The following is a 15,532-nucleotide window of genomic DNA, read 5'->3' as shown; positions in this document are numbered from 1 at the left end:
CTCTCAGCCGGTGCCCGGCTCGCCAGCGGGTGGCGATATCCGGTGCTTGCTCTCCAACTCGGACAACGCGCGGCGCAGAGCCGCCGCCTCGTCCGCGTTGACGCGCTCGACGAAATGCACGAGCGCAGCCTCGCGGTCACCCGAGTCCGCAGCTTGGTCCAGGGCATCGACCATCAACCCGGCGACCAGTTCGTCGCGCCCGTGGGTCGGGGCGTAGCGATGTGCCCGGTCATCGCGGTGCTGGACGACGAGATTCTTCTTCGCCAGCCGTTGCAGGACGGTCATGATCGTGGTGTAGGCGAGGTCGCGCTGGGCCGCGAGTGCCTCGTGGACCTGGCGCACAGTTTGGGGCTCGCGCGTGGACCACAGGTGGTCCATCACAGCGCGTTCGAGTTCCCCCAGACGCGTCAACTTGGCCATCTTCGCTCATCTCCTAGAGACGGTAGGTCCAGCGTACTACGGGATTACTACCGTGTGTCGTATCGCGCACGGCTATCCCGTTCGGCGCGTTGTCGAGCACGCCCGACGGAATGTTCCGGCTTGGGTTCGTCCGAGGTCACCGTCCCCTTCGCCTGCCCTTGTGAGTCCAGTCACAGGGGGTGGCTCCAGCGGTCGGTCTGACTATAGTAAGGCTATCCTAAGTCAATACGGGAGGTCCCATGACGGTCGTGGTCGACGACCCGCTCATCTCGAGCATGGCCATTGCACAGGCGATGCCATTGCACGAATCGAGCCGCCGATTGCGTGAGCTTTATCCCGAATGTCCCCGCGTCTACGGAGTCGCGGTGATCGGCGATCTGTCACGCCGGCGCTGGTGGCCGTTGACGCAGGCGCTCACGACCGATCGGCTGCATTCGATGTTCAGGCTGGCGGCCGAGGAGACCGAAAGTCGTGCGGCGGTGGCCCAGCAGCTCGCTGCGACCCTGGCGCACGTGGTCGTCGGACGGGTGGTGCCCCTGCTCGTGCTCGAGGGTCGCGCCTGGGACACCGGCCTGGAGAATCTGTGGGTGCACGTGGATTCCGAGGGCGCGATCGACTGGGTTGGCGTCGTCGACCCCACGCTGCGCGCACTGCCGAACGACCCGTTCTTCGGTGACCATCCGAATCCTCGGTCGCACAACGCCATCCGGGATGGAATCGTCGCCCTGCCGAACGAGGCCGCACTGACGACGTGGATTGCACACCGCAGTCATCGCACCCTCGCGCCGTTGTTCGGCAAGCTTGCCGAGGTCAGCGGCTCGGCGATCTCGATAGCGGCCATGTGGCACATCGTCGGCGCCGCGGTGGTGGGCGCGGCGACGCAGGTGCCGCTGCTGGCGGGGTCCAGCGAGCTCACGAGCATGCGTCGCGGCCAGGCCGTGCTCGACGCGCTGGTCGGATTCGGGCTGCCCGTGCGGGGCGCCACGAGAATTCCGTCAGTAGCGGCAGGGAAGGTATTGCTAAATTAGGGCAGCCTTGCCTATGCTCTTGGTGAAGCAAGACGCGTACCACCGGACCGCGCCGGAGTCCTGAGGGCTGCAGTGACTCCCGGTCCACACGAAGGAAGGGCCCCGCATCATGTGCGGGGCCCTTCCGCATTTCCAGGTCTCGACCACAACGGTCCGGACATCGCCGTGTAGACAAATCTGCGTGAGCACAGACATCCCAGCCGGCCTCGGCGCCGGATTCGACTCGGCGATCGGCCTCGAATTCCTCGAGCTGACCCCCGAGGGCGGCACCGCCCGTCTCGAGATCAACGACAAGCTGCTGCAACCGTGGGGGATCGTGCACGGTGGCGTGTACTGCTCGATCATCGAGAGCCTGGCCAGCGTGTCGGGGCAGGTCTGGCTCAGCGAGAACGGCGGCGGTCACGTGGTCGGCGTCAACAACAACACCGACTTCCTGCGCGCCATCTCCGCCGGCACGGTGACCGCAGTATCGGTTCCGATCCATCGCGGCCGGCGCCAGCAGCTGTGGCTGATCACCATCACCGACGACACCGACCGTGTCGTGGCGCGAGGCCAGGTGCGGCTGCAGAACCTGCCCGCCGAGTAACCGCCGCTTTCCTCGCGCTGCTGAGGTGTGCGGGGCGTGGCAGTATCCCCGACTATGCGATTAACGCCGCATGAACAGGACAGGTTGCTGCTGTCGTACGCCGCAGAGCTGGCGCGCAGGCGCCAGGCGCGCGGGCTGAAACTCAACCACCCCGAGGCCGTTGCGGTGATCACCGATCACCTTCTCGAAGGGGCGCGCGACGGTCGCACGGTCGTGGAGTTGATGGCCAGCGGCCGCGAGGTTCTCAGCCGCGAGGACGTGATGGCCGGCGTTCCGGAGATGCTCGACGACGTCCAGGTGGAGGCGACGTTCCCCGATGGGACGAAACTCGTCACCGTCCACCATCCGATCCCATGACGGCCGACGATGCGTCGTGGGCGCCCGGCGAGATCGTCTACGGCACCGGCGATATCGAGATCAACCAGGGCGCGCGACGGGTCGAGATGGAGATCCTCAACACCGGCGACCGTCCCGTCCAGGTCGGTAGCCACGTGCACCTGCCACAAAGCAATGCCGCCCTGCGATTCGATCGTGCAGCCGCCCACGGACATCGGCTCGACATTCCCGCCGGCACCGCGGTGCGGTTCGAACCCGGTGTTGCCCAGCGGGTCTCGTTGGTACCGCTGCGCGGATCACGCGAGGTGTATGGGTTGAGCCTGCAACCGCCCGGCCGATTGGACACGTGATGAGCGCTTGCGCGAAGAACAGAGAGCACCGATGAGCGCTTGCGCGAAGAACAGAGAGCACCGATGAGCGCTTGCGCGAAGAACAGAGAGCACCGATGAGCGCCATTTCCCGCGCCAGGTATGCAGCGCTCTTCGGACCCACGACCGGCGACCGCATCCGATTGGCGGATACCGATCTGTTCATCGAGATCACCGAGGATCGCAGCGGCGGGCCGGGTCTGGCCGGCGACGAGGCGGTCTTCGGTGGCGGCAAGGTGTTGCGCGAGTCGATGGGCCAGGGCCGGGCAACCCGGGCCGACGGCGCACCCGACACCGTGATCACCGGCGTGGTCATCATCGACCACTGGGGAATCATCAAGGCCGACATCGGTATTCGCGACGGCCGGATCGTCGCGATCGGCAAGGCCGGCAACCCCGACATCATGTCCGGGGTGCACCCCGATCTCGTGGTCGGTCCGTCGACCGAGATCATCGCCGGCAACGGCCGAATCGTCACCGCCGGTGGTATCGACTGCCATGTCCATTTGATCTGTCCGCAGATCATGGGGGAAGCCCTCGGTGGTGGCATCACCACAATCATCGGCGGCGGTACCGGACCCGCGGAGGGCAGCAAGGCCACCACCGTGACGCCGGGGGGGTGGCATCTGGGGCGCATGCTGGAGGCGCTGGACTCATGGCCGATGAACATTGCGCTGCTCGGCAAGGGCAATACCGTCAGTACCGAATCGATGTGGGAGCAATTGCGCGGCGGCGCTTCAGGTTTCAAGCTGCACGAAGATTGGGGGTCCACCCCCGCGGCGATCGACGCCTGCCTTTCCGTCGCCGATGCGGCCGGCGTGCAGGTTGCCCTGCACTCGGACACCCTGAACGAGGCGGGTTTCGTCGAGGACACGATCGGTGCGATCAACGGTCGGTCGATTCACGCCTACCACACCGAGGGCGCCGGCGGCGGCCACGCGCCCGACATCATCCGCGTCGCCGCGGAACCGTACGTCTTGCCGAGTTCGACCAATCCCACGCGTCCGCACACCGTCAACACCCTCGATGAACACCTCGACATGTTGATGGTGTGCCATCACCTCAACCCTTCGGTGCCAGAGGATCTCGCATTCGCCGAAAGCCGCATCCGCCCGTCGACGATGGCGGCCGAGGATCTGCTGCACGACATCGGGGCGATCTCGATGATCGGCAGCGACTCCCAGGCGATGGGGCGCATCGGCGAAGTGGTGATCCGCACCTGGCAGACCGCTCACGTGATGAAGCGACGCCGGGGTGCATTGGAAGGGGATAAGTCCGGCGTCCGTCAATCCGACAACAATCGCGCCCGCCGGTACGTCGCGAAATACACGATCTGCCCGGCCATCGCGCACGGCCTCGACGACGAGATCGGCTCGGTGGAGGTGGGTAAGCTCGCCGACCTCGTGCTGTGGGAGCCCGCGTTCTTCGGCGTCCGGCCGCACGCGGTGCTCAAGGGCGGGATGATCGCCTGGGCCGCAATGGGTGACGCGAACGCGTCGATTCCCACACCGCAGCCCGTACTGCCGCGACCGATGTTTGGTGCGGCGACGGCAGCGGCGTCGGCGACCTCGGTGCATTTCGTATCCTCACAGGCCCTCGATGACGGGCTTGCCGACCGGCTCGCCGTCAACCGCAGGCTCGTCGCGGTCAAGGATGTCCGCAATGTCGGCAAGGTCGACATGCCGTTCAACGACGCGCTGCCCGAAATCGAGGTCGACCCCGACACGTTCACCGTCCGTATCGACGGCGACGTGTGGCGAGAGGACCCCGCCGTCGAGTTGCCCATGGCGCAACGCTATTTCCTGTTCTGACAGGTATTCCGATGAACTTGGCGACACTGCTGACACTTTCGGACTCGCGGCTGCCGACCGGCGGCCACGTGCACTCCGGAGGTGTCGAGGAGGCCGTCACCGAGGGTCTGGTCCGCGACCTCGTCACGCTGCGGGCCTTCCTGATCCGGCGAATCCGCACCACCGGATTGGTGACCGCATCGGTGGCCGCGGCCGTGCACAGCGCCAGCCTGCCGGTCAGCGGCGCGGACGCCGAGATCGACGCCCGCACACCGGCACCCGCCGCGCGTCAGGCATCCCGCGCGCAAGGGCGCGGTCTGCTGCGGCTCGCCCGACGGGTCTGGCCGGCCGAAGGCTGGGAATCGCTGGGTGCCGCGCCGCACCTCGCCACCGTGGCCGGAACCGTCGGCGCGGCCAGTGGGCTCGAACCCCAACAGACAGCGCTGACCGTGGTCTACACGACGATGACCGGATCCGCTACGGCCGCGCAACGACTACTGGCGCTGGACCCAGGCGACGTCGCGGCGCTGACCTTCGAGCTGGCCCCGTTGTGCGACCAAACCTCCGCGACGGCCTGCAAGGAGTTGGCCGACCTGTCTGATCCGCTGCTCGACCTGCTGGCCCAGAGGCACAGCCAACGCGAGCGACCCCTGTTCGCATCCTGAAAGAGAGTTCGCCCCATGCCGCCTCAGCCACCGCATTTCCTCGACGGCCAGCCACACGGTCACACCGACCGGCCCAAACGCCGGCGGACACCGGGGGAGCCGTTGCGCATCGGCATCGGCGGGCCGGTCGGCTCGGGCAAGACGGCGTTGGTCGCCGCGTTGTGCAGGCAACTGCGTGACGAGCTGTCGTTGGCCGTGCTCACCAACGACATCTACACCACAGAAGACGCCGACTTCCTGCGCCGTCACGCCGTCCTGCCCGACGGCCGCATCGCCGCGGTGCAGACCGGCGGCTGCCCCCACACCGCGATCCGCGACGACATCACCGCCAACCTCGACGCGATCGACGATCTCATCGCGGGCAACGAGCAGCTCGACCTGATCCTGGTGGAATCCGGTGGCGACAACCTGACGGCCACCTTCTCGTCCGGGCTGGTGGACGTTCAGATCTTCGTCATCGATGTCGCAGGCGGCGACAAAGTTCCCCGCAAGGGCGGCCCGGGCGTCACCTACTCGGATCTGTTGGTGGTCAACAAGACTGATCTGGCACCGCTCGTCGGGGCCGATCTCGACGTGATGCGGCGCGACGCGGCCACCGTGCGCGGCGACCGGCCGGCGGTATTGATCTCGCTGACCGAAGACCCCGCCGCGACCGCCGTGCTCACGTGGGTGCGCGAGCAGCTGAAGGTCGCGGTCTGATGCGATCCGACGTGCTCGTCGTCGCGCAACGCGGCCGCCGCCCTCGCATAGAATCCAGCGGTGGTATCGCGGCCCGGGAAACCGAACCCGACACCGTGCACCTGGTGTCGGCGGCGGCCACCCCGCTCGGCGGAGACTCCATATGTGTGCGCATCGTGGTGGAACCGGGCGCGCTGCTGCGCGTGCGCACCGCCGCCGCGACGATGACGCTGCCCGGACCGACCACCCATGAGTCACATGCGAATTGGCTCCTCGAGGTCGCCGGCGAGCTCGATCTGGACCCGCAACCGACCGTCGTTGCGGCCGCTTCCCGGCATATCACGTCGACACGGCTGGCCGTCGAAGGATCCGGCCGCGTCAAGTTGCGCGAGCGGATCCAGATCGGGAGAACTGATGAACGGCAGGGCTTTTGGTCCGGATCGCTACACGCCGACGTCGACGGGACGGCGCTACTGCGGCATCGCATCGAGCTGGGTCGAGGTTCGGCGGCCGACGACGAGTTGGCCGCGCCGATGGCTTGCATCAGCGAATTGCACTACCCACAGACGGAAGTCGACACCGCCGGCATGACTCTCGCGCTGGCGCGTGGCGGCTGCCTGTCGACCTGGCAGGGCGAGCGACTCTAGACCGCGGCTCTCTCTTCCGGATCCTGCACCAACGCCGCGATCTCCTCGAGTTCTTCGATTCTGGTGCGGGCGTACGCCTGCTGCTCGGTGATCGTGAGGTTGCCTCGCTTCTTCGACAGGAACGTCACCGTCCACATCAGCAGCGTAGTGATCTTGCGCCTGAACCCGACCAGATACACCAGATGCAGCACCAGCCAAGCCAGCCAGGCGATGAAGCCGCCGAACTCCACCGGGCCGATCTTCGCCACCGCGGAGAAGCGCGACACCGTGGCCATCGAACCCTTGTCGAAGTACTGGAAGGGTTCGCGCTCAGCGGGATTGGCACCCTTGAGCTCGGCCTTGATCGCCTTGGCGGCGTACCTGCCGCCCTGGATGGCTCCCTGAGCCATACCGGGAACGCCTTCGACGGCGGCCATGTCGCCGACCACGAACACGTTCGGATGGCCGGGCACGGTCAGGTCGGGGAGCACCTTCAGTCGTCCCGCGCGATCGACCTCGGCGTCGGACTGATCAGCGATATCGCGGCCGAGCGGGCTCGCCGAAACGCCCGCCGACCACACCTTGGTCGCGCAGTCGATGCGACGGAACTTGCCGTCGGGATCCTTGACCGTGATGCCGTTGCGGTCGACGTCGGTGACCATCGCCCCGAGCTGGATCTCGACGCCCATCTTCTCCAGACGTGCCTTGGCCTTGTTGCCGAGCTTCTCGCCCATCGGGGGCAGCACGGCGGGTGCGGCGTCGAGCAGGATCACCCGGGCAGTCGTCGAATCGATGTGCCGGAACGCGCCCTTGAGCGTGTGGTCGGCGAGTTCGGCGATCTGCCCGGCCATTTCGACGCCGGTCGGACCGGCACCGACGACGGTGAATGTCAGCAGCTTCTCGCGGCGGGCGGGGTCGCTGGATCGTTCCGCCTGCTCGAACGCGCCGAGGATGCGGGCACGCAACTCCAGTGCATCATCGATCGACTTCATGCCCGGTGCCCATTCCGCGAAATGGTCGTTGCCGAAGTAGGACTGGCCCGCGCCCGCAGCGACGATGAGCGAGTCGTACGGCGTGACATAGGTGTGCCCGAGCAGCTCCGACCGGACGGTCTGATTCGCCAGATCGATGTGCGTCACATTGCCCAGCAGCACCTGCGCGTTCTTCTGATTGCGCAGGATCATCCGGGTCGGGGGAGCGATCTCGCCTGAGGAGATGATGCCGGTCGCCACCTGATACAGCAGCGGCTGGAAAAGGTGGTGTGTGGTCTTGGCGATCATCTTCACGTCGACGTCGGCACGCCTGAGCGCTTTGGCAGCGGTCAGCCCGCCGAACCCTGAACCGATGATGACGACCTTGTGCCTATCGGTTGCAGTGGCTCCGGGATGGCTCATTGTCGGGCTCCTCGACGGTGCTTCACGTGCTATTTCTACCCACTACGGTAGTCGCCCGAACCTCCGATACACGCACGGTTTGGCTGTGTTGTTTCCCACGTCAGCGCGGGGAATCACCCGGCGAGAACCGGTTTCAACGCCTCGCCGACGGCGGTGACGTGGCCGGGGTGGTAGCCGTCGAGGCTCGTCACCGGGCTGAGGATGACGCCGGTGACACCCGCGTCGAACACCTTGGTCTTGATCTGCTCGGCGACCTGCTCGGCGGTGCCGTATACCGCCTGCTGCTTGAAGTCGTCGGGAATCAGGTCCTCGGTGATGCCGTCGCCGATGAGCGCGATGACCAGCATGCTCGTCTCGAGCGTGGCCGGATCGCGGCCGATCTCCTCGCAGCGCTCCTTGACCACGGCCAGCTTGCGGGGCAACTCGTCGAATCCCGCGATGATGTTCAAGTGGTCGAAGTGCTTGACTGCCAGCGGAATCGTCTTCTTCTCGCCGCTGCCACCGATCATCAGCGGGATGTGGTCGCGGAACCGGGGCTCGGCCATGGCCTCGACGGTGCGGTAGTACTTTCCGTTCACTGTGGGCCGCTCGCCCGCGAGCATCGGCAGGATGATCTCCAACGCCTCGCCGAGCTTGTTGAAGCGGTCGGTGAAAGTTCCGAACTCGTAGCCGAGCGAGTCGTGCTCGAGCTCGAACCAGCCGGTGCCGATGCCCAGAATCGCCCGACCCTGGCTGATCACGTCGAGTGTCGTGATCGCCTTGGCGAGCAGCGTGGGGTTGCGGTAGGTGTTGCCGGTTACCAACGTTCCGAGCTGCACGCGCTCGGTCGCGGTGGCCAGCGCGCCGAGGGCGGTGTACGCCTCGAGCATCGGCTGGTCGGGGGTTCCGAGGCCGGGCAGCTGATAGAAGTGGTCCATCACGAAGACGGAGTCGAAGCCCGCGGCTTCGGCTTCCTGAGCCTGCGCGATGACGGTGGGGAAAAGTTCGGTGACGCCGGTGCCGTAGGAGAAGTTGGGGATCTGGAGTCCGAGTTTGATGGTCACGCCTTCACGTAACCACAACTAACCGGAGCGGTCACCCCGCTTTAGCTACAGGCGAACGAAGGAATATTCAGCCGAAGTTCGCCAGCGCACCGTGACTGACATGCAGCGTTTGACCGGTGATGTGCCGGGCGGCCGGCGTGGTCAGGAACAATGCGAGTCGGCTGATCTCCTCGGCCACCGAAGGTGGCGACTGCGAGAGACCGTCGTAGCCGGGTTCGGCGTTCCGGCCCGACGCGACCGCGTTCACAGTGATGCCGCGGATGCCGAAGTGCTGAGCCTGCCCCGCCGTCCAGTCGGACACCGCGGCCTTGATGGCGGCCTCGGCACTGCCCTCGGCCGGGTGCTCGGGCACGACGGTGATGATCGAACCCCCCGACCGCAGGTGGTCACCCAGTATCTGCACGGTCAGGACGGCGGAAAGGATCGTCGAGTCGAGCGCATTGCGCCACGCCGTCGCCAGATCGGAGAGGGAGTACGTCCGCGGATCTCCGGCCTGCCAGCGTGGCGCGGGCACATTGACGATGGTGTCGAGGTGGTGCGGGAAGTGGTCCCGCGCCGTTTCCAGGTTCGCCGCATCGGTGTTGTCGAACACGATGGCGTCGACTTCGAGTTCTTTGGCGGCGACGTCCAGTTCGTCGCGGCGAGCGCCCGCGATCACGACCTGGTGGCCCGCGCTGCGAAAGGTCTCCGCGATCGTGCGTCCTAGGTCGGTGTCGCCTCCGGTGACAAGCACGTCCATCGCAAGGACCTCCTCTGTGTTCGACGCTGAACCCCAGCCCGTGCACCAAATGTTACTGGACAGTAGCTATAGGGGGAAACGCGGCACGCGCACACGGCACCACATCGCCGCCGAAGTGCCATAGGGTCGTGATCTGTGAAGCCCGTCGCGACGGTGACCACCTCGAAGGCCAGCGCGATTTCCGCAGTTCGCGCCTTGCCGTGAACCCGTCGGCCGTCCTCCCGCGGTGGATCTATGTCCCGGCCGCACTGGGGGCGCTGTTCGTCGCGGTTCCCCTCGTCGCGGTGGCCGCGAAGGTCGACTGGCCGCGATTCTGGTCCCTGATCACCAGCCCGGCATCGGTGTCCGCACTCGAGCTGAGTCTGCGTACCGCGACCGCCAGCACCGCGTTGTGCCTGATCCTGGGTGTGCCGATGGCCCTGGTGTTCGCCCGAAGCGATGCCCGGGTGGTAAGGATGACGCGGCCGCTGATCCTGCTCCCGCTGGTGCTTCCACCGGTGGTCGGGGGCATCGCGCTGCTGTACGCCTACGGCCGCCTCGGGCTGATCGGGCAGTACCTGGACGCAGCGGGCATCCAGATCGCCTTCACGACGACAGCGGTCGTGCTGGCGCAGACATTCGTGTCGCTGCCGTTCCTCGTCATCGCGCTGGAAGGCGCCGCCCGTACCGCGGGGACCGACTACGAGGTCGTCGCCGCGACCCTGGGCGCCCGGCCCACCGCAGTCTGGTGGCGGGTGTCCCTGCCGCTGCTGGCCCCAGGCCTGGTTTCCGGCGCGGTACTGGCATTCGCGCGATCGTTGGGCGAATTCGGCGCCACGCTCACGTTCGCCGGTTCGCGCGAGGGCGTCACCCGCACCCTTCCGCTGGAGATCTACCTACAGCGGGAGAGCGACGCGGACGCTGCGGTCGCGCTGTCTCTGCTCCTCGTCGTGGTCGCGGCCGTGGTGGTCATCGGGCTCGGTAGCAGGAGGTTGCGGGCGGGCGGCGCCAATGCGTGGTGAATCAGCGTGACGGACCTCAGTGTGCGCGCGGTTGTCGAGAGCCGCGGTGTGGATGTCGAATTCGTGGTGGACGCCGGCGAGGTACTCGCCGTCCTCGGTCCGAATGGCGCGGGTAAGTCGACGGCACTTCATGTGATCGCGGGTCTGGTGCGGCCCGACGACGGCGTCGTCCGCGTCGGCGATCGGGTGCTGACCGATACGGCCACGGGCACTCATGTCGCCACCCACGACCGCCAGGTCGGGCTGCTGATGCAGGATGCGCTGCTGTTCCCGCACCTGAGCGTGGTCGGCAACATCGCCTTCTCACCACGCAGCTCACGAGCGGATGCGGCGCGCTGGTTGGACGAGGTCGAGGCCTCCGACCTGGCCGATCGTATGCCCCGGCAGCTCTCGGGTGGGCAGGCGCAGCGCATCGCGTTGGCTCGCGCGCTGGCCGCCGAACCGGATGTGTTGCTGCTCGACGAACCCCTGGCCGGTCTGGACGTTGGAGCGGCCTCCGCGATGCGCAAACTGCTGGGCCGTGTTCTGGCGCGCGACGGCCGATCTGCGGTCCTGATCACCCACGATCTCGTGGACGTCCTCACCCTCGCCGACAAGGTACTTGTCCTCGAGGAGGGCAGAGTTGTCGAAAAGGGTTCCACCGCAGCGGTTTTGACTGCACCTCGCAGCAAGTTCGGCGCCCGCCTCGCCGGCGTCAACCTGGTGGCCGGCGCCGCGGGTCCGCAGGGCGTGTTGACGACGCCGTGGGGAGTTGCCTGGCATGGCGTCGCCGAACCCGACAGCGTCGAAGGGGCGTCTGCGGTGGCGCTGTTCTCGCCGGCCGCGGTCGCCGTGTATCGCGACAAGCCGCACGGCAGCCCGCGCAACACCGTCGCGGTGACTGTCGCCGAACTGGACATTCGCGGGCCCGCCATCCGCGTCCGCGCCGAGGAACAGCCGGACGGCGCACCGGGACTGGCCGCCGACATCACTGCCGATTCGGCCGCCGAGCTGCGGCTGGCACCGGGGGAGCGAGTCTATTTCTCGGTCAAGGCGCAGGAGGTCACGCTTCTCCCGAGCCCGTAACGACGCGGCTCGCCCATACGAATTACCAACTGGATTGCCTGTGAGAGCCGTCACCAACCGCCGCGAGCGCGCCCCGCGCCAGGTGTGCGGCCCAGTCGAAGCAGCAATCTATAAAATGCTGTCTACCTGCACCTTTTTAGGTTTCAGCAATGTCACAATTAAGCACATTTGGAGCAACTCGCACTTGCGTCACGGCGGTAACACGGTATTTTCTTCCCCATGGATGAGCGAGACGCGTTACGCGAACCCCGCAAGGGCCTCTCAAAGTCGCTGATGATCGCGGCGGTGACCGGTGCGACCGCGGTGGCGCTCACACTGCCTTCGATCGCGCAGGCGCAACCGGAGCCGACGCCGGCGCCGCCACCTCCGCCACCGACCGGCAACACGTTCATGCAGGGGCCGCCTCCTCCGCCAGGCGCGCCCGCGCCCCCGCCTCCCGGCGCCCCGGCGCCGCCACCTGCCCCGCCCGGAGCCCCCGCGCCGCCACCTCCGCCCGCGGACCCGAACGCGCCGCCACCGCCGGTGGATCCCAACGCGCCGCCGCCCGTCGACCCGGGCCGCGTCGAAAATGCCGCCGGCGGCCTGAGCTTCGTGGTCCCCGCCGGATGGAAGGTTTCAGATTCCACCCAGCTGTCTTACGGCCAAGCGTTGTTGACGAAGATCGCGCCTGAGGGAGCGGAGCCGCCGAACGATACGAGCGTGCTGCTCGGACGGCTCGATCTGAAGCTGTTCGCCGGCGCCGAGACCGACAACACGAAGGCGGCCCAGCGCCTGGCATCGGATATGGGCGAGTTCTTCATGCCCTTCCCCGGCACCCGCATGAACCAGGAGACTATTCCGCTCGACGCCAACGGCATGCCCGGCGTTGCCTCCTACTACGAGGTGAAGTTCACCGACGCCAACAAGCCCACGGGGCAGATCTGGGCCGGCGTGGTTGGTGAGCCGGTCGAACCTGGCACACCGCGCGGTCAGCGCACCCCGCAACGCTGGTTCGTCGTCTGGCTCGGAACCGAGACCAACCCGATCCCGAGGGACGAGGCCGTCACACTGGCGAACTCGATCCGGCCCTACGCCCCGCCGGTCGCTGTGCCTCCGCCGCCTGCGGATCCGAACGCTCCGCCTCCGCCGCCGGCCGATCCCAACGCTCCGCCTCCGCCGCCCGCGGATCCGAACGCTCCGCCTCCGCCACCTGCACCCGCGGGCGTCGGAGTCCCCGTGCCAGTGGCACCGGAGGCTGCGCCGGGGATGTTGCCGCCCGCCTGACAGGTCAGGACTGGCTGTTACGCAGGCACAACGCGATGTGACTGCGTCGTCGGGTCGGCCGGGCGAGTGAAGAGCGGCCATCGACCTTCGCGGTCGTCAATTTTGGTGACTTGATTCGCCGGTCGGCCTACGATCAGGAGTACAGCTGAGGTCGGGGATGGGTAAGGGAGCCTCCATGCTGAACTCGATTTGTCGTGCGGCCGCCGGGGTGGCGGTGGTTCTTGCGTCGCTTACAGGTATCGCGCTGGTGTCGCCGGCGGTGGGAAGCGCAATTGAGTGCGGAGTAGGAACTCTTTACGACCCACCGACGAACACCTGCATCGCCGCGCCACTTCCGCCGCCCCCGCCGCCTCCACCTCCGCCGCCACCACCACCGCCGGCCTGGAACGGCGATCCGACGCCGTACTTCTCGGTGGGGATCTGCGCTCCTATCCCCTTCGTGTCGTTGTGCGCTGGTATCTGACCTTCCGCGGCTTCACCCAGGCGCCCATTTGAAGACTGCTGATCTTGACCGCGGTGGCCCTCGAATCGTTACCCACGTGCGGTATATCTCGAGTTGGCTCGGCGGTTGCGCTGAGCCACGGCCAGCGATAGGCGGGAGATCCTGATGGACATCATTGCGGCTAGTGAGTTCCTCGCAGAACGGTCGACGACGCTGACCAGCGTCGGCTGGATCGGCTACATCATCATCGGCGCGCTCGCGGGCTGGATCGCCGGAAAGATCGTGAAGGGCCGCGGATCCGGCATCCTGATGAACATCGTCGTCGGTGTCATCGGCGCCTTGATCGGCGGCTTCCTCCTGAGCTTCTGGTTCGACACGGCAGAGGGTGGATGGTGGTTCACCTTCTTCACCGCGATCCTCGGATCGGTCATTCTGCTGTGGCTAGTCGGTCTGGTGCAGAAAAAGACATAGCGTCACCATGAGGTGATGGGCACCCCGACGATGAAGGCATGGCGAGTTCACCGGCCGGGCCCGATGAGCAGTCGACCGTTGCAGGAAGTCACCGCCGACGTGCCACGGCCCGCGACGGGCGAGCTCCTCGTCGCCGTGCGGGCATGTGGCGTGTGCCGCACCGATCTTCACGTCACCGAGGGCGACCTGCCTGTGCATCGCCGCGGGGTGATCCCGGGCCACGAGGTAGTCGCCGAAGTGGTCGAAGTCGGTCCGGAAACAGACGGCGGCGAGTTCGCGGTCGGTGATCGAGTCGGTATCGCGTGGCTGCGGAACACGTGTGGCCACTGCAAATTCTGCACGAGCGGTAACGAAAACCTATGCCCGGAGTCTCGCTACACGGGATGGGACGCCGACGGGGGTTACGCCGAATTCGCCACTGTCCCGGCCGCTTACGCCCATCCGCTCCCAGATCGATATTCCGATGTGGAACTGGCACCGCTGCTGTGCGCGGGCATCATCGGCTATCGCGCACTGCTACGCGCCGAACTGCCTGAAGGCGGAAGGCTGGGCATCTACGGGTTCGGTGGAAGCGCACACCTGACCGCGCAGGTGGCGCTCGCGCAGGGCGCCGAGGTGCATGTGATGACCCGCGGCGAGAAGGCGAGAGAATTGGCATTGGCACTGGGCGCCGCGTCCGCACAGGGCGCCGCCGACAGTCCGCCGGTGGCGCTGGACTCCGCGATTCTCTTTGCGCCGGTGGGTGATCTGGTGTTGCCGGCTCTCGAGGCGCTCGATCGCGGCGGCACGCTGGCCGTCGCCGGTATTCACCTTTCCGACATTCCCGCGCTGAACTATCAGCGCCATCTCTTCCAGGAGCGTCAGTTGCGGTCGGTCGCCTCGAACACCCGCGCCGACGCCCGTGAATTTCTTGCCTTCGCTGGCCGTCATCACCTCGAGGTGACGACACCGCAGTACCCGCTGGACCGGGCCGCCGATGCGCTTGCCGATCTTGGCGCGGGCCATATTTCGGGCGCCGCGGTATTGGTGGTCTAGAGCGCGGCGAGGGCAGCGCCGAGCCGGCCCCGCAGATCGCCGCGCCCGTAGCGATAGAGCGGTCCTGTTCCGTCGCCCAGGATCTGGCGCAACCGCGCCATCCCGCGCGCGCTCACCGGCCGCGGTGAATGCAATCGCAGTGTGATCGCATCGATGACGTCTTCGGCCGCGACGATGTTGGGGACGTTCAGTGGCACCCGAGACGACAGCAGGAGACCGCGGCCGCGGGCATCGGCGACCGTCGCACGCAGCGACCGTGCGATTGCCTCACGTTCGGCGGGCGACGTCAGACGCGCCTCGTGGGCCGCGAGCGCGCTGCCCTCGGGTGCGGGCACACCGACGGCAATAAGCCGGTCGTACCGGTCGGCCCTCAGTCGCGCGGTCAACCGTGACCGCAGCGACGGCCGTGGAAGCGCGTCGGCCTCTGTGGCGGGGCGGACATTGGCGGAACTGGAAAGAACATCGGCTGGAATCTTGTTGTCAGCCATGGATATCTACCTCTTTGCCGGATTGCGGCTTTGACTTTTCGTGTGACCGTCTAACACGCTACAACAGTCATGCATGACCAGTCAACTTGATATA

The 15,532-nt window shown here is 66.8% G+C and carries 19 protein-coding genes; 14 read left to right on the top strand and 5 right to left on the bottom strand.

Features of this window, described 5'->3' with window-relative positions:
• Positions 1–3: 3 nt before the first annotated feature.
• Positions 4–420: a BlaI/MecI/CopY family transcriptional regulator gene (locus tag G6N42_RS08500; protein ID WP_083127260.1), complete on the bottom strand. Its 417-nt coding sequence runs from the start codon at positions 418–420 to the stop codon at positions 4–6.
• A 239-nt stretch (positions 421–659) separates the two neighbouring features.
• Between G6N42_RS08500 and G6N42_RS08495 the strand changes: the two genes are divergently transcribed.
• The 8 genes from G6N42_RS08495 (at position 660) to G6N42_RS08460 (ending at position 6,518) form a co-directional block, all read left to right on the top strand.
• Positions 660–1,448, top strand: a complete 789-nt coding sequence (locus G6N42_RS08495) for an iron reductase (protein ID WP_163728497.1) — start codon at positions 660–662, stop codon at positions 1,446–1,448.
• A 181-nt stretch (positions 1,449–1,629) separates the two neighbouring features.
• Positions 1,630–2,034 carry a PaaI family thioesterase gene (locus tag G6N42_RS08490; RefSeq protein WP_174262036.1) on the top strand — a complete coding sequence of 135 codons (405 nt, stop codon included), beginning with the start codon at positions 1,630–1,632 and terminating at the stop codon, positions 2,032–2,034.
• Positions 2,035–2,088: 54 nt separating this feature from the next.
• Positions 2,089–2,391: an urease subunit gamma gene (locus G6N42_RS08485; protein ID WP_163728495.1), complete on the top strand. Its 303-nt coding sequence runs from the start codon at positions 2,089–2,091 to the stop codon at positions 2,389–2,391.
• Positions 2,388–2,720 carry an urease subunit beta gene (locus G6N42_RS08480; protein WP_163728493.1) on the top strand — a complete coding sequence of 111 codons (333 nt, stop codon included), beginning with the start codon at positions 2,388–2,390 and terminating at the stop codon, positions 2,718–2,720. Before G6N42_RS08485 ends, G6N42_RS08480 begins: the two co-directional genes overlap by 4 nt.
• Before the next feature lie 95 nt (positions 2,721–2,815).
• On the top strand, positions 2,816–4,549 hold the full coding sequence (locus G6N42_RS08475) for an urease subunit alpha (RefSeq protein ID WP_163728490.1): 1,734 nt from the start codon (positions 2,816–2,818) through the stop codon (positions 4,547–4,549).
• Between the two features lie 11 nt (positions 4,550–4,560).
• A complete protein-coding gene (locus tag G6N42_RS08470; protein ID WP_163728488.1) occupies positions 4,561–5,193 on the top strand; it encodes an urease accessory protein UreF in 633 nt (210 codons plus the stop codon).
• Between the two features lie 15 nt (positions 5,194–5,208).
• On the top strand, positions 5,209–5,892 hold the full coding sequence (gene ureG, locus G6N42_RS08465) for an urease accessory protein UreG (RefSeq protein ID WP_163728486.1): 684 nt from the start codon (positions 5,209–5,211) through the stop codon (positions 5,890–5,892).
• Complete coding sequence (locus G6N42_RS08460) at positions 5,892–6,518, top strand: urease accessory protein UreD (RefSeq protein WP_163728482.1); 627 nt, start codon at positions 5,892–5,894, stop codon at positions 6,516–6,518. The genes ureG and G6N42_RS08460 overlap by 1 nt, the downstream gene beginning before the upstream one ends.
• Here G6N42_RS08460 and G6N42_RS08455 read toward each other — a convergent pair.
• The 3 genes from G6N42_RS08455 to G6N42_RS08445 all read right to left on the bottom strand — a co-directional run bounded on the left by G6N42_RS08455 (position 6,515) and on the right by G6N42_RS08445 (position 9,673).
• Entirely contained in the window at positions 6,515–7,891 is a 1,377-nt protein-coding gene (locus tag G6N42_RS08455) for an NAD(P)/FAD-dependent oxidoreductase (protein WP_083127269.1), read from the bottom strand. The two genes, G6N42_RS08460 and G6N42_RS08455, sit on opposite strands and share 4 nt — an antisense overlap.
• Positions 7,892–8,004: 113 nt before the next feature.
• A complete protein-coding gene (locus G6N42_RS08450) occupies positions 8,005–8,934 on the bottom strand; it encodes an LLM class F420-dependent oxidoreductase (RefSeq protein WP_163728479.1) in 930 nt (309 codons plus the stop codon).
• Between the two features lie 67 nt (positions 8,935–9,001).
• Positions 9,002–9,673 (bottom strand): SDR family oxidoreductase, encoded by a 672-nt coding sequence (locus G6N42_RS08445; protein ID WP_163728477.1) that lies wholly within the window; start codon positions 9,671–9,673, stop codon positions 9,002–9,004.
• A 200-nt stretch (positions 9,674–9,873) separates the two neighbouring features.
• Between G6N42_RS08445 and G6N42_RS08440 the strand changes: the two genes are divergently transcribed.
• The 6 genes from G6N42_RS08440 (at position 9,874) to G6N42_RS08415 (ending at position 14,950) form a co-directional block, all read left to right on the top strand.
• A complete protein-coding gene (locus G6N42_RS08440) occupies positions 9,874–10,674 on the top strand; it encodes an ABC transporter permease (protein ID WP_163737182.1) in 801 nt (266 codons plus the stop codon).
• A 6-nt stretch (positions 10,675–10,680) separates the two neighbouring features.
• Positions 10,681–11,739, top strand: coding sequence for a sulfate/molybdate ABC transporter ATP-binding protein (locus G6N42_RS31560; RefSeq protein WP_163728474.1), 1,059 nt, complete (start codon positions 10,681–10,683; stop codon positions 11,737–11,739).
• 219 nt (positions 11,740–11,958) lie between these two features.
• On the top strand, positions 11,959–13,002 hold the full coding sequence (locus tag G6N42_RS08430) for an alanine and proline-rich secreted protein Apa (RefSeq protein ID WP_163728471.1): 1,044 nt from the start codon (positions 11,959–11,961) through the stop codon (positions 13,000–13,002).
• 276 nt (positions 13,003–13,278) lie between these two features.
• Complete coding sequence (locus G6N42_RS30915; protein WP_174262035.1) at positions 13,279–13,497, top strand: hypothetical protein; 219 nt, start codon at positions 13,279–13,281, stop codon at positions 13,495–13,497.
• Between the two features lie 112 nt (positions 13,498–13,609).
• Positions 13,610–13,915, top strand: a complete 306-nt coding sequence (locus G6N42_RS08420) for a GlsB/YeaQ/YmgE family stress response membrane protein (protein WP_163728464.1) — start codon at positions 13,610–13,612, stop codon at positions 13,913–13,915.
• A 15-nt stretch (positions 13,916–13,930) separates the two neighbouring features.
• Positions 13,931–14,950, top strand: a complete 1,020-nt coding sequence (locus G6N42_RS08415; protein WP_163728461.1) for a zinc-binding alcohol dehydrogenase family protein — start codon at positions 13,931–13,933, stop codon at positions 14,948–14,950.
• On the opposite strand, the gene G6N42_RS08410 is transcribed toward G6N42_RS08415, so the two are convergent.
• Positions 14,947–15,438 carry a hypothetical protein gene (locus G6N42_RS08410; RefSeq protein ID WP_163728459.1) on the bottom strand — a complete coding sequence of 164 codons (492 nt, stop codon included), beginning with the start codon at positions 15,436–15,438 and terminating at the stop codon, positions 14,947–14,949. The genes G6N42_RS08415 and G6N42_RS08410 overlap by 4 nt on opposite strands.
• Between the last annotated feature and the right edge of the window lie 94 nt (positions 15,439–15,532).

It is taken from the genome of Mycobacterium gallinarum (assembly GCF_010726765.1).
Classification (GTDB): Bacteria; Actinomycetota; Actinomycetes; order Mycobacteriales; family Mycobacteriaceae; genus Mycobacterium; species Mycobacterium gallinarum.
Note: the sequence above shows the minus strand (reverse complement) of the source record. Positions and strands in the feature narration are given on the sequence as shown.